13 protein-coding genes and 1 pseudogene are annotated in these 11,946 nt (G+C 39.2%); 4 read left to right on the forward strand and 10 right to left on the reverse strand.

Annotated features, from left to right (window positions below):
- Positions 1-121: 121 nt before the first annotated feature.
- On the reverse strand, positions 122-1,705 hold the full coding sequence (locus BT147_RS00095) for a right-handed parallel beta-helix repeat-containing protein (RefSeq protein ID WP_286118968.1): 1,584 nt from the start codon (positions 1,703-1,705) through the stop codon (positions 122-124).
- 99 nt (positions 1,706-1,804) lie between these two features.
- Between BT147_RS00095 and BT147_RS00100 the strand changes: the two are divergent.
- Positions 1,805-2,092, forward strand: a pseudogene (locus tag BT147_RS00100) (GyrI-like domain-containing protein); the annotation flags it as partial.
- Between the two features lie 403 nt (positions 2,093-2,495).
- Here BT147_RS00100 and BT147_RS00105 read toward each other — a convergent pair.
- A complete protein-coding gene (locus tag BT147_RS00105; protein WP_502688545.1) occupies positions 2,496-4,109 on the reverse strand; it encodes a bifunctional metallophosphatase/5'-nucleotidase in 1,614 nt (537 codons plus the stop codon).
- Between the two features lie 246 nt (positions 4,110-4,355).
- On the opposite strand from BT147_RS00105, the gene BT147_RS00110 reads away from it, so the two are divergent.
- The gene (locus BT147_RS00110) at positions 4,356-4,676 is read left to right on the forward strand and encodes a DUF485 domain-containing protein (RefSeq protein ID WP_083426248.1); all 321 of its coding nucleotides are present in this window, start codon (positions 4,356-4,358) and stop codon (positions 4,674-4,676) included.
- On the forward strand, positions 4,677-6,173 hold the full coding sequence (locus BT147_RS00115) for a monocarboxylic acid transporter (RefSeq protein ID WP_072329681.1): 1,497 nt from the start codon (positions 4,677-4,679) through the stop codon (positions 6,171-6,173).
- A 77-nt stretch (positions 6,174-6,250) separates the two neighbouring features.
- On the opposite strand, the gene BT147_RS00120 is transcribed toward BT147_RS00115, so the two are convergent.
- The 6 genes from BT147_RS00120 to BT147_RS00145 form a co-directional block, all read right to left on the reverse strand.
- Complete coding sequence (locus BT147_RS00120; protein WP_072329683.1) at positions 6,251-6,430, reverse strand: hypothetical protein; 180 nt, start codon at positions 6,428-6,430, stop codon at positions 6,251-6,253.
- On the reverse strand, positions 6,423-7,319 hold the full coding sequence (locus tag BT147_RS00125; RefSeq protein WP_072329685.1) for a GAF domain-containing protein: 897 nt from the start codon (positions 7,317-7,319) through the stop codon (positions 6,423-6,425). The genes BT147_RS00120 and BT147_RS00125 overlap by 8 nt, the downstream gene beginning before the upstream one ends.
- A gap of 260 nt (positions 7,320-7,579) precedes the next feature.
- Positions 7,580-8,383: a DUF817 domain-containing protein gene (locus tag BT147_RS00130; RefSeq protein ID WP_072330809.1), complete on the reverse strand. Its 804-nt coding sequence runs from the start codon at positions 8,381-8,383 to the stop codon at positions 7,580-7,582.
- A 23-nt stretch (positions 8,384-8,406) separates the two neighbouring features.
- The gene (locus BT147_RS00135) at positions 8,407-8,613 is read right to left on the reverse strand and encodes a helix-turn-helix domain-containing protein (protein ID WP_072329687.1); all 207 of its coding nucleotides are present in this window, start codon (positions 8,611-8,613) and stop codon (positions 8,407-8,409) included.
- A gap of 12 nt (positions 8,614-8,625) precedes the next feature.
- On the reverse strand, positions 8,626-9,105 hold the full coding sequence (locus BT147_RS00140; RefSeq protein ID WP_072329689.1) for a DUF2975 domain-containing protein: 480 nt from the start codon (positions 9,103-9,105) through the stop codon (positions 8,626-8,628).
- A gap of 82 nt (positions 9,106-9,187) precedes the next feature.
- Positions 9,188-9,520, reverse strand: a complete 333-nt coding sequence (locus tag BT147_RS00145; protein WP_083426249.1) for a metal-sensitive transcriptional regulator — start codon at positions 9,518-9,520, stop codon at positions 9,188-9,190.
- Positions 9,521-9,628: 108 nt separating this feature from the next.
- On the opposite strand from BT147_RS00145, the gene BT147_RS00150 reads away from it, so the two are divergent.
- Positions 9,629-10,021 carry a thiol-disulfide oxidoreductase DCC family protein gene (locus BT147_RS00150; protein ID WP_072329693.1) on the forward strand — a complete coding sequence of 131 codons (393 nt, stop codon included), beginning with the start codon at positions 9,629-9,631 and terminating at the stop codon, positions 10,019-10,021.
- Positions 10,022-10,067: 46 nt separating this feature from the next.
- Here the strand turns inward: BT147_RS00150 and BT147_RS00155 are convergent, their stop codons facing one another.
- Together BT147_RS00155 and BT147_RS00160 are read right to left on the reverse strand one after the other, a co-directional pair.
- Complete coding sequence (locus tag BT147_RS00155) at positions 10,068-11,243, reverse strand: iron-containing alcohol dehydrogenase (protein WP_072329695.1); 1,176 nt, start codon at positions 11,241-11,243, stop codon at positions 10,068-10,070.
- Between the two features lie 35 nt (positions 11,244-11,278).
- Positions 11,279-11,821, reverse strand: a complete 543-nt coding sequence (locus BT147_RS00160; RefSeq protein WP_502688549.1) for a flavodoxin family protein — start codon at positions 11,819-11,821, stop codon at positions 11,279-11,281.
- Positions 11,822-11,946 lie beyond the last annotated feature (125 nt).

An 11,946-nucleotide genomic window follows, 5' to 3' on the forward strand; every position in this document is an offset into this window, starting at 1 on the left:
AGAATATCAGATATTAAATAACAAGAGAACCTGATTGTACACTTAGCGTGGTAAAAATCGGGTTCTCTGTAGTGTGGATTCGAGCAAATTGCGCATTACCGTTCAGTTGTTGGTTCTACCCCTATAGGGTGTGGGGGAGAGGGGAAAACTCTTTATCATCGATCAATATATTCCGAACGGCTCCAGCGGACTTTTTGTTAGTCATCTGGATTTTATGATTAGCAAACCGCAACTTTGGGGAACGGATAATTGTTACATCGTCTATCTGAAGGAGAGTAAAGTCCCCCTGATTTAATTCAAGAAACTGTTGTTCAATCTCCTCACAGTGAATATGAGAAATTTGAAACCGCTTTGAACGACCATAGTTAAAGAAGAGGGCGGAACAACAGTTTCTAATAACTGTATTACTTATATGGACTTGGCAGTCATCGCGATTGTCATAATCACCTGCTGGGGATTGAAAAGAGATACCCCTGCGGTAGCCTTCAATTGTACAGTTATGAATTTGAGCATCCGTTTGAGCAGGGTATAAACGTATACCAGCATTTGATAACTTCGATAATCCCTTTTCACTTCCTGAGCGATATCGAATTTTACATCCTTCGATAAAAACTTCTTTACAAGGGGAGTAAAAATGGATTCCTGCATTACCGAAACCGAAATTGATAATTTCACAGTTGCGAATTTGAAATCCGTAAAAAGTAAGTTGAAGGGGGGAGGACTTATCGGGGTTTCCTGAACTAATTGCTTGTGAATCTGCTACAATTCCGGTTCCAGCAGAATGAATAGCTCGGCAATTTTGAATCGTAACATCAGAGCTATAACCATTGTGACTAAGTAAAAATGAAGCCCCGGCGGCACATACATCTACTACATTATCTATCAATGCTTCGCATGAACCTTCTAAGTCGACTGAGTGGCGCATTCCATATGTATATCCATCCCGAACCGTAATTCCATTACATCCGCCAAAAAATTGCACCCCATAACCTTGACCACCACCAACTACTTGTGGATTTGTAAATTCAAACCTCTCAACACGTGTTTGAATCGCCTTTCGTACCTGCACTCCAGAGCCAGCACCCCTTGTGCCCTGTATATTCATAATCTGAAGGTTACGTACATAGTTAGCATAAATACCTCTTCCGCAAGTTGATCCTTCTAACATCCGATACCGAAAGCCATCTATTTTCACATTTTCTATTGGGTTCACTTTATATACATTTACTCCAGATGGGGCAGGGGATTTAGGCAAACGTATATAATCCCGGAGCCATATTGTATTATTTTCAACATAAAAAACCTCATGTACCTCTGTATTTAAATCTGTGTGATGATCTTTATACCGTACAGAATCATCTGTTACGACAATCATATCCCCCGGTTTGATATCACTTGGATTGGAAGAAAGAGTAATTTTGGGGTCGCGCCGATTCGCTGGTTCGAGTAGGTGATAGGAGGCATCGTTTCGAGTTCCTTCGATGATCAAAATATCTTTGTTTTGAGCTGTGGGGATAAACTCAACAACTCCAGCGCATCGAATGTGAATCGACTTTTCAATGGTCAAGGAATCAAGATAATAAGTTCCGCTAGGGACAGTTAGTTCACCACCATCTCGCAATGCTGAAATAGCACGTTGGAACCTACCGATATCATTTTGTTCATAAGAAGTTCGATTAACTTTACTGACTGAGATTCGGGACACTTGCAAAGTGCTCACCTCCAAAGAAAAGAATACCAATAATAACTATATGTATACATTCAGCATATTAGTATACGATAGGGAAAATGATGGAATCGTTTCTATGCAGAGCAAATAGCTCACAAGATTTCTGATCAGTCTTCTCCGACAGAAGTGCTCGGTGTCTATACTCAGTATGAGGATAAGGACAAAGGTGAATATCTGATGTTAGTTGGTCAACGAGTTTCTAAAACAAACCAAGAAGATGATCATTTTATAACGATTAAACTTCCTGCGTCTACATATTTGATTTTCACCTCGAAATTAGGCCCAGTTTATCAAATTGTGCCAGAAACCTGGAAGTTAATTTGGCAATGGTTCCATGAGCATGATAGAGAGAGCCTTACATAAGGTTACAAAACAAATATTTTGTAACCTTATGTATTGTGTGGGAGGTAAAGTTCTTATGAACAACAATATCTTTCATGTGGTACCTGATTAGTTTTACTTCTCACTAGATAAAGTTAACTATAGTTTTGAGAAATTAGAAGGATTTTGGGGTGAATTGAGAAATGATAGTATAAATCATTCGATCATTCTATTCCAATTGTTCAATGATGCAAAAGCCTACCCGCCAACAATAAACCTTGGGTTAGTGAAACAACTTCATTATCTCTACAACTAAATGAAGCTCTGGAGAATAAATCAATAAAACCCCCTCCTTAAATCCAAGTGTATTTGGTCCTGAAACAATTTAAAATAACGTTACAAAATAAAGGTAACTTATCTTAGTCGGATAAGTTACCTTTATCAATCAATTTACCTTGGTAATACGCCCTTCTATTTTTGCATGAAAAGGCTGTGGTAATTGTTTTACATACTCTACTAAACCATCTAAATCTGTAGGTCCCACAGTACGATGAGTCCCATTTACAAATTCAGTAAATTCATCTCCCCCCGTCGCCAGGAAATGATTGGTTGTTACTGTGTAATGTTTTGCTAGGTCAATCTCTGTTCCATCTGATTTTCTCAAGTCATATATCCAATCACCAGTAGGACGAGTACTATCCCATTTATAAGTCAAACCACTAATTTGCAACATACGAACCCGATTTGGATCTCGGAATTGTTGATTAAGCACTTTCCTTACTTGCTCTCCCGTAAGCTTCATCGATATGAGATCGTTACCAAATGGCTGGATGGTAAAAAGATCCCCCCACGTCACCTTACCAGTTGGCATGTCTGCACGAATGCCTCCTGGATTCATAAACGCAAATTCAGTCGACATTTTCCAGCGCTGCGAATCTGCGATGAAACTTCCGAGTGCTGATTCTCCTGAAGCATTTTCTGCTCTTGTAATGATTCCTGAGGATTTCGCAACCTCTTTACTAATGATGGGAGCTACTCTGGCTTTCGCTTTCTCCACAATCTCATGTGTACGAGAATCAGGCGTCATACCTTCATGATATGTATAAACGATCTCAGAAGATTTTTTTACAACGTCCTTCGTTCTCTTATTCACTACTACATCCACATCAGCAAAAGCATTCCCATAGCTGCCAGCTTGTATAATCATCTTACCGTCCACTGTTCCGTTTAGATACGTATGACTATGACCAGCAAACACAATATCTACTTCAGGATCGAGCTTTTGGGTAATATCTGCGATCGGGCCTGTAATCTTACCTGTAGTAGAATCTTGGAATCCACCTTCATGTGCTAAAACCATAATTGCTTTAACACCTTGTTTCTTTAGTTCTTTTACTTGCTGGTTTACTGCTTCTGCTTCATCCGTGAAGATTACATCTTTTACCCCTTCTGGCGTTACAACATTCGGGGTGGTCTGGGTAACAACTCCGATAAATCCAACCTTCACACCCTCTACTACTTTGATTGCATGTGGAGGAAGGATTGGCTTCTTTGTCTTCCTATCTAATACATTGGCTACAATGTACGGAAAGTTTGCCCCTTTAAAGAAACCTGTCTTCGGGTGATACCCCCCATCAATCATTCTCTTTAACTCTGTTAAGCCCTCATCAAATTCGTGATTCCCTACCGTACCCACATCAAAGCTCAACTTATTTAAAATCTCAATGGTTGGCTCGTCTTGCAATAAAGCAGATGCTGGAGAGCTTGCCCCTACCACATCTCCAGCATGGACAAGTAGTGTATTCTTGTTTTGTGCCTCACGATGTTTGAGATGTGTAGCTAAGTATTCAGCAGTACCTGTCACTTTATCATTTGCTTTCCCTGATTTATCGATCTGCCCATGAAAATCATTGATACTGAGAATTTGCAAATGTAGATTCTGATCGCCAACCTCTACATTGGCTCCCCTATCAAAACCTGTTAGTAAACCAGCTGTAATCAGCACACCAGCCATAAACCCCATTGACGTACATTTGATCGGATATTTCAAAAATCTCACCTCTCCTTTATATTCATATCATTGCAATCAACTCTTTGATTCTGTATTTTGACTGCAATGTTTTCATTTTAGCAACAAAAGTAGTTATTTTCTATATAGTTTCTATTATTAAAGATTGAATCAAGCAGATAGAAACATCCCTTGTCTAGATAGGTTAACATACTATATAAAATTAAAAATATAAGAAATATTTATTTATGAATGATATATTATATATAAGTAATTAAATTTCAAGGAGGAGTCCTATTGGAGCTGAGACATTCTAATCAATGGAAGAAAATTGCTCGCTCATCAGAATTTATTATGCTAATGAAACGAAGGCGGAGATTTCAGATTTTTTCAGCAACATTCTTTGTTATTTATTACTTTGCACTCCCGGTATTGGCCGGTTACACGGGCTTATTAAATAAAAAAGTTTTTGGTGCAATGAATGGAATTTATCTTTTTGCCCTTTCTCAATTTTTCATGGCATGGATTATTGCTTTTATCTATGTGCGACATGCTAATCAACTCGATCAAACAATTGAACAAATGAAAAAAGATCTATCAAAGGGGGCTTTATCCTAGATGGCTTTTCTCTTTTTTGCGATCATAGTCCTTATTACATTGTTGATTACCTACTGGGCATCTAGACGCACAAGCACTACAGCCGACTTCTACGTAGCAGGAAAATCAATCTCAGGTTGGCAAAATGGCATTGCAATTGCAGGCGATTATATGAGTGCAGCTAGCTTTTTAGGGATTGCTGGGATTATTGCTCTAAATGGATTCGACGGTTTTATGTATTCTGTGGGTTGGTTAGTTGCCTATCTGGTGGTTCTCATTGTAGTAGCTGAACCCTTGCGGAACACAGGCCGATATACTTTGGCCGATATGCTAGCCTATCGGATGAGTAGAAAACCTGTTCGTGCAGTAGCTGCTCTTAGTACGATCACTATTTCTACCTTCTATATGATTGCCCAATTAGTTGGAGCTGGTGGCATCATCAAGCTTCTACTCGGCTTAGACTATGAATTATCTATCATTATTATCGGTGTACTAATGATCTTATATGTCGTATTTGGAGGAATGCTCGCAACCACCTGGGTACAAATTATTAAAGCGGTGCTTCTGATGACAGGCACCTTAATATTGAGCTTCCTTGTTTTAAGTAAGTTTCACTTCAGTATGGTAGAGATGTTTAACCAAGTTTCTGAACAATACGGTCAAGCCTTTCTAGAGCCTGGGAAACTATACAAAAATCCACTTGATAATATTTCCCTAGGTTTAGCACTGTTGGCCGGGACTGCTGGATTACCTCATATTTTAATTCGATTCTATACAGTCCCTACCGCGAGAGAAGCTAGAAAATCAGTAGTGTGGGCCATGCTGATTATTGGAGCTTTTTATATCATGACTACATTTTTAGGATTTGGGGCCGCCTTACTTGTAGGACAAGACAAGATTATTTTAGCAGACCAATCAGGTAATATGTCTGCGCCATTGCTAGCAGAAGCTCTTGGTGGCACCTATTTCTTAGCATTTATTTCAGCGGTTGCTTTTGCTACGATTCTGGCTGTAGTTGCTGGATTAGTCATCTCAGCAGCTGGAGCATTTGCTCATGACTTCTATGCTAATGTACTACGTAATGGCAAAGCAACCGAATCAGAACAGATAAGGGTTGCGAGATATGGCTCTGTTGGAGTAGGAATTATCTCGATCATCTTAGCCTTGTTGTGCAAAAATCAAAATGTAGCATTTCTAGTTGCTCTTGCCTTTGCTGTAGCAGCTAGCGCCAACTTACCTGTCATTATTTTTAGTTTGTTTTGGAAGCGTTTTAATACTTATGGTGCCGTAGCCGGTATGTTAACAGGCTTGCTCAGTTCGATCATCTTAGTGATCATTAGTCCAAATGTGATGGGAGCCGGCGCGATTTTTCCACTCAAAAACCCAGCTCTCCTTTCTGTCCCACTTGGTTTCATAGGTGCTATTTTAGGTACGCTTTTATCAAAAGATACAATGTCTGAGGAGTCATACACAGAGTTGTATGTAAGAGCTAATACAGGTATTGGGATGAAAGATTAAAGAAGAAAGAAAGCACCATCTCTTGTGAACCGGCGCCCATATGTTAGACACATCAGGCAGGATGGTGCTTTCTTTCTTTATGAGGGAGTATCTTTCTTGATCCACTTTAGAAACTTCTCCTTGATCTTCATGCGCTCATGATCGAACCAACCATTTTTCATCTGCTCCATCAGTTGTTTTTTGGTGATTTCTCCATCTCGATATAATCTACTTAACTCATGACGGACATGTTGAGATAGATGTTCAAAATCATCCATGCAGGAACCCCCTATTTTTTAAATCTGTATAGATGAGAGGGTATAAAAGATAACTAAATAAAACTGCTCTCTCTATCTCTATTTGTTCATATGCATGAACCTCTTTGCCCGTCAGGGACATTACTCCAATTCGCTTACTTTTATCAGGTCCTGCATGAATGGGGATGCATAGCAGGCTACGATATTGTTTCGTTATTAGTTCAATTCTCTCATACTCAATCGAATCCTGTTCTGTATCTGGAATATAGTAGATCTTGTTAGTCCTCCAACATCGTCCTGCGGCACTTCCATCAATGATCGGCTCATACTCTTTTACCCTAGGGGAATGCCCGCTAGAGTGTACGTAATGGCTCAATTTCTCTGTGGAATTAGGATGATGTACATGAATCACAATCCTAGGATTTTTCTCGCGGAATCCTTTTAGACTATTAATTAGATAGTCTAATAAATAATCAAATGTATCATCCCGATTTCCTTCAAATTCCTTTTCTGCTGATATCGCGCATGCTACCTCTTGGGCAGCATACATCACTTGGCTTGTGAAGTAGGTTTCATCATCATACTTACTATCTAACTCCGTAAATAAGTTCTGGATTTCGGTTAGCTTTTTTGATTGCTCTTGAATCATCTGGATATATTGACTGTTTTCACCTTTCACTAATGTTAATTGTTCCTGTAGATCCGTTTTTATTTTTTCTGTTTCCTCGATTGATTCCTGATCAATTATTTTCCTCCCGAACCAGTCAATATCTCCCCTAGATAATCGGTAAAAGTAAATCAGAACAATGATCATTAAGGTGCCTGCCACTAAAAACGATAAAAAATCAAAAAACCAGCCTCCATTTGCATCAAGGGTTTTAAAAAACTCGAAAATGGCATCCCAATTCATCATCACTCCCCCTTTCAAAGCAGAAACAGGTAACAAAGATATTTTAATTTAAATATTCCCTATTTTCTTGAAAGATAACAACGAAAATATCCATATGATTACACTATTGTATAACATATGTGAAGAATCACACGATGGTATAGTGTAGTGAATGAGGGGAGTCTATACATTTTATATAGTTATACAATGTAGCGAGGAACAGAATGGTTAGCCCTCTTTCTAGAAAAGGCAGAAAGAGGGCTATATGCTGGTTATCTCAGCTAGCCTTTAAAATGTATATCAGTGGGTAGCTGGGTAGGAATATGTTGAGACTTCTTTAGATGTTTTAATACCGATACAATAAGAAAGCTAATAATCACTAATAAGAGCCATGAGCTTACCTTCCCTAGATGAACAGGGCTCCACTCATCAACTTGATTTGGATATTTCCATGCTCCGAAAAACGTTGCGATATTTTCGGCTACCCATATAAAAAATCCGATTAACACAAAAGAGAGTCCCAGTGGCATGCGGTAACGAGTTCCATTAACCTCATATATAACCCGTGATCTCCAAAAGATTATAACGACAAGCAGGGATAGCCACCAGCGTACATCAATCCAAAAATGATGTGTGAAAAAGTTCAAATAAATGGCTGTGGCAATTGGTACTACAACTAAAAAGGGTGGCCAGTTAACCAATTCAACATGAAATCTTCTCCATGCCTGACATAGATAACTGGCTACACTTGCATACATAAAACCACTATATAATGGTACTCCGAACATTTTGAAATATCCTTCCTCTGGGTATGACCAAGATCCCATGTGTACTTTAAAAAGCTCAAGAGTAAGTCCGATAATATGAAATAAAGTGATCACTTTTAGTTCATCGCGAGTCTCAAGCCCCGAATAGATCATCCACCACTGCATCAAAAGGCAAATGATCAGAAGCCAATCATACCGCGGTAGAAAAGGGAGCTGTACCATTTGTGTAAGTGCCAGAGCTATAAAAATAACAACAGGAAATAAACACGATAGAGCCTGCTGCCAGCCAAACCTAACGAGCTGTCTTAGTGCTCTCATATCCGTATCTCTTCTTTCTTTATTCAATCTCTTTGGTATTCTAAAATATCTCCTGGCTGACAATCTAAAGCCTTACAAATCGCTTCTAAAGTGGATAATCGAATGGCTTTTGCCTTTCCGTTTTTCAGGATAGAAAGATTAGCCATCGTGATTCCCACTCTCTCTGAAAGCTCTGTTACACTCATTTTTCTCTTAGCCAGCATTACGTCAATATGAATGATCACCGCCATTACTATCCCACCTCATACCACTAAGTCATTTTCTGATTTTATATCAATAGCCTCTTGTAAAAGCCTTTGCAGAACAGCAGCGAATACTGCAATTACGGTTGAAGCAAAGATAGGAGTCATCCCAATTATCATAACAAAGCCTGGGGCATCATCCTTCCTAGCTACGAGGTAAACGAATGGTAGTAGTAGCGTATACAAACCGCTGATCATAATAGCGCAATACTTTATATTCTGTAAGGCGGTAACGAATATTTGTGAAAAAGCTTTATTCTGGTCGATATAGCTTAAAAGCTGAAATGCTCTATATAAGGCAATATAAAACGGAATGGATGATCCATAGATACCTACTAAGATAGGATACATAGTGTAGGCGTAATCAGAGTTGAATGGGTTTTGAGCAAACCAAATCAATCCATATAAACATAACGCAAGAACGGGAGTTCCAATCAGAAAAACAGCTATCTTTAAAAATAGCGTTGGACGATGATTCATCACAAGGCACCTCACTATTTTATTGTTAATGAGATTATAATACATAATTTATCGTTTTACAATAAAAAAATATTGTTATATATCACTTCATCAATTTTTTCATTGTGGCCAGCAGTTCATCTATAACCGCATCGTCCCCAGATTGGATTCTCTCGATCACACAACTCCTCATGTGCCCTTCTAGTAATAATTTGCCTACACTATTTAAGGCAGCTTGAATAGCCGCTAATTGATTTAGCACATCATCACAGTATACATCTCGATCGATCATGCCTTTTACTCCGCGAATCTGCCCCTCAACTCGGTTTAATCGAGAGATCATATTTTTTTTCATCTCATCCGAATGATGACTCTTGCGGCCTTCCTCTTCCCCACAACATGATTCAGTATTTACTACCACATTTTCATCTTTCAACAAGCTCACCTCTTATATCTAGTATACCCTGTATAGGTATGGAAGCCAAAAAAGCAATTGTTTTGCTATACTAGAAGTAAACACACATACGAGAATGGACAGATCCTGATGAAACAAAAAATTGTCTTATTTGATGGCGTTTGTAATTTTTGTAATGGCCGAGTACAGTTTCTTCTAAAACATGATAAGAAAAAACAACTCCATTTCGCTCCCCTACAATCGAATTTTGTACAAAACTGGGTTGCAGAAAAAGGAATCCAGCTAGAAGATAGTATGTATTTCATAGATGGTGATACACTCTACTCCCACTCAACAGCCGTTCTACGAATTATTAAGGAACTAGGAGGATGCTGGAGGTGGTTATACATCCTAATCCTCGTACCAGAGTCTATTCGGAATACCCTTTATCGACGTTTTGCGAAAAATCGGTATCGCTGGTTTGGAAAAAGCGAAGTATGCTTGATTCCTTCCCCAGAAGCACGTAATCGCTTTTACCTATAAACAACCTCCTTCAAGTAAGTCAAAGGAGGTTGTTTATAGGAGGTTGCTATAATGACATTTTCAAAATCGCTAATACATCATCCTGCTTCAACAGATGATAACGACCAACTAATCCTGATGGGCTAATCTTAATAACCTTCTCAGCCATTAACTGGATTTTAGAGTCATCAATGTTGTAATCAGCTAGGCGGCTCGGAGCTCCTATACTGGACCAGAAATCACGCAACTCTTTGACTGCGCGCTTTGCTAATTCCAAATCTGACTTACCAGTTGGATCAACACCGAACACCCTAACAGCTAACTGTTTCGCTTTATTTGTGTGCCCTTTTTGGATTGCGTATTGAATCCAATTTGGGAAGATAATCGCCAGACCGCCACCATGAGGGATATCATACACAGCAGAAACGGCGTGTTCGATGCCATGTGTGGCCCAGTCCCCAATCATACCTTGGTTTAATGTACCATTAAGGGCAATCGTACCGCATTGCATGATGGTCTCCCGTAGCTCGTAATTATGAAGATCTTTTAGCAACTTGGGTGCTGTTTCAATCACTGTAGATAAAAGTGATTCCGTCATTCTCTCTAGTAAAGGAGTGTTGGGAGATGGACTAAAGTAATGCTCTAAAGCATGAGACATGATATCTACAATCCCATAGATTGTTTGATCTAGGGGTACTGTAAATGTATGTGTCGGGTCCAGGATGGAGAACTTAGGAAACACGTGAGGTGAGCCCCAACCAATTTTCTCGTTTGTCTCCCAGTTCGTAATAACAGATCCTGGATTCATCTCGGAGCCAGTTGCAGCTAGAGTAAGCACTATTCCAAATGGAAGTGCACCTTGGGCAGTTGCTTTCTTTGTAACAATATCCCATATATCTCCGTCAAACTTAGCCCCTGCCGCAATCGCTTTCGTAGCATCAATGACACTACCACCACCAATAGCGAGGATGAAATCAATACTCTGATCCTTACAGATTTGAATTCCTTTATGTACAGTTGTTACACGCGGGTTTGGCTCAATCCCTGATAGCTCAAACACCTCTGCACCTATTTCACGTAGGTATCCTATCGCTTTATCATAAAGACCACTTCTCTTGATACTTCCACCACCATAAACCAATAAAACCCGTTGACCGTACTGTGGAATCTCATTCTTCAACTCGGACAAACGATCTTTCCCAAAGATACATTTCGTCGGGTTATACGCTACGTACGACTCCATATGATGTTCGCTCCTCTGCGTTGTCTACTCAGATATTAAATCGTTTGTTGTTTTAGGTATTCATTCCAAAAACGAAGATCACCCAAAACCCGACCATCTGCTTGAACGGTTTGGGGTTTTGATCCACTCCCGATCACGTATCCAAGGTTTTCTATTCCCATAAAATCATAAATCAATGCGAACTGTTGTACAAGGGGTAGCGCTTTTTGATAAACACGATCCCCACCTACTATTAAACTAAGAGCTTTCTTTTTGGACATGATCTTACGAAAATCATAACGTGGATCACGTAAACTCTGTGACCAACGATCTACAAAGTTTTTCATGTGGCCAGACATTCCATACCAATAGAGCGGGGTTGCAAAGATCAATATATCTTGATCCAAAACTTGACTGATAACCGTATCATAATCATCATCAACAGGGCTAAATCCTTCGGGATCATGCCTTTTATCTATAATCGGGTGGATTGTATACTTCCGTAAATCTAAAATACTTGCCTCGATCCCTTCTAATAGCGATCCTACCATATATTCAGTATTTCCATTATCTCGAGAACTTCCATTAAACGCGAAAATCTTCATTATAGATTTCTCCTTTAATTTCTTAAATTATCCATTTGGATTAATTCTTCAGTTGTCTAGAGAGTCCTTCTTCCCTCACTGTGAGTCTATTGATAGTTTACCCTTTTTTTTATTTGATT

This window comes from Thermoactinomyces sp. DSM 45891 (assembly GCF_900119485.1).
Taxonomy (GTDB): domain Bacteria; phylum Bacillota; class Bacilli; order Thermoactinomycetales; family Thermoactinomycetaceae; genus Baia.

Excerpts from the sequence above, each read along its gene's own strand:
- BT147_RS00150 (WP_072329693.1), top strand. The coding sequence starts at position 9,629 with ATGAAACAAAAAATTGTCTTATTTGATGGCGTTTGTAATTTTTGTAAT.
- BT147_RS00120 (WP_072329683.1), bottom strand. The coding sequence starts at position 6,430 with ATGGATGATTTTGAACATCTATCTCAACATGTCCGTCATGAGTTAAGT.
- BT147_RS00115 (WP_072329681.1), top strand. The coding sequence starts at position 4,677 with ATGGCTTTTCTCTTTTTTGCGATCATAGTCCTTATTACATTGTTGATT.
- BT147_RS00135 (WP_072329687.1), bottom strand. The coding sequence starts at position 8,613 with ATGGCGGTGATCATTCATATTGACGTAATGCTGGCTAAGAGAAAAATG.
- BT147_RS00130 (WP_072330809.1), bottom strand. The coding sequence starts at position 8,383 with ATGAGAGCACTAAGACAGCTCGTTAGGTTTGGCTGGCAGCAGGCTCTA.
- BT147_RS00155 (WP_072329695.1), bottom strand. The coding sequence starts at position 11,243 with ATGGAGTCGTACGTAGCGTATAACCCGACGAAATGTATCTTTGGGAAA.
- BT147_RS00125 (WP_072329685.1), bottom strand. The coding sequence starts at position 7,319 with ATGAATTGGGATGCCATTTTCGAGTTTTTTAAAACCCTTGATGCAAAT.
- BT147_RS00140 (WP_072329689.1), bottom strand. The coding sequence starts at position 9,105 with ATGAATCATCGTCCAACGCTATTTTTAAAGATAGCTGTTTTTCTGATT.